This window comes from Burkholderia sp., from assembly GCF_018375725.1.
GTDB lineage: Bacteria > Pseudomonadota > Gammaproteobacteria > Burkholderiales > Burkholderiaceae > Burkholderia.
Window position 1 is genome coordinate 1 of record NZ_JAHACR010000545.1, and the last position, 1,136, is coordinate 1,136.

Here is a 1,136-nt window from a genome sequence, read left to right on the forward strand (position 1 = left end):
GGTCGCACGCCGCGCCCGCCGCGAGCTGGCCGAGCGTGAAGTCGCGCAGCGGCCGGTTCTCGTCGCTCGCGAGCGCCAGCGCGGCCAGCGGCGCGCCGCCCGCTTCCGCCAGCAGCGCCGCCGCATCGTCGACGCCCTGCGCCGCAAGCCAGCCGGCCGCCACGTCCGTCGCCGGCACCGTCATCGGCCATTGGCGGCAACGGCTGACAATGGTCGGCAGCAAACGGTCGATGCGCGCGGACACGAGCAGGAACACGACGCCGGGCGGCGGCTCCTCAAGCGTCTTCAGCAGTGCGTTGGCCGCCGCGACGTTCAGCGCTTCGGCCGGATACAGCACGACGACGCGCGCGCCGCCGCGGTGCGACCCGACGCCGCAGAAATCCAGCAACGCGCGCACCTGCTCGATCTTGATCTCCTTGCTCGGCGCACGCGACTTCTTGCCGCCGTCGTCCGCCTCCGCCGCCGGCTTACCCGCATCGTCGGCCGCCGCGCCCGCGGCTTCGCCGGCCAGCGCTTCCGGCATCACGATCCGGTAATCCGGATGGTTGCCCTGCGCGAACCACGCGCATGCCGCGCAGGTCCCGCACGGCTCGCCGTTCGGCTGCGGCGTTTCGCACAGAAAGCCCTGCGCGAGGTGCTGCGCGAAACGCAGCTTGCCGATCCCGGCCTGGCCGTGCAGCAGCAGCGCATGCGGCCATTGTCCGCGCAATTGCTGCAGACGGTTCCAGTCGCCGGTTTGCCACGGATAGATCATGTGCGTCCTTTCGATTACAGCGCGGCGAGCACGCCGTCGAGCTGCCTGCGGATCTCGGGGATCGACTGCGTCGCGTCGACGATCGCGAAGCGATGCGGCGCCTCTTCCGCCCGCCGCAGGTATTCGGCGCGCGTGCGCGAGAAGAACGCATCGGACTCGCTCTCGAACTTGTCGGGCATCCGCGCCGCGCCGCGCCGCTCGCTCGCGATCTGCGGCGCGACGTCGAACAGCACGGTCAGATCCGGCTGGAAACCGCCCTGCACCCAGCGCTCGAGCGCTTCGAGCTTGTCGCGCGGCAGGCCGCGCCCGCCGCCCTGGTATGCAAACGTCGCATCGGTGAAGCGATCGGACACGACCCAGTCGCCGCGCACGAGCGCCGGCT

The 1,136-nt window shown here is 71.5% G+C and carries 2 protein-coding genes; both read right to left on the reverse strand.

Annotation, left to right across the window (positions count from 1 at the left end; genetic code table 11):
- A partial coding sequence (gene holB / locus KH616_RS25270; protein ID WP_292255322.1) for a DNA polymerase III subunit delta' occupies positions 1-754 on the reverse strand: 754 nt, incomplete at its 3' end.
- A gap of 14 nt (positions 755-768) precedes the next feature.
- Positions 769-1,136, reverse strand: a 368-nt coding sequence (locus tag KH616_RS25275; protein ID WP_292255324.1) for a dTMP kinase, incomplete at its 5' end; no start/stop codon positions are given.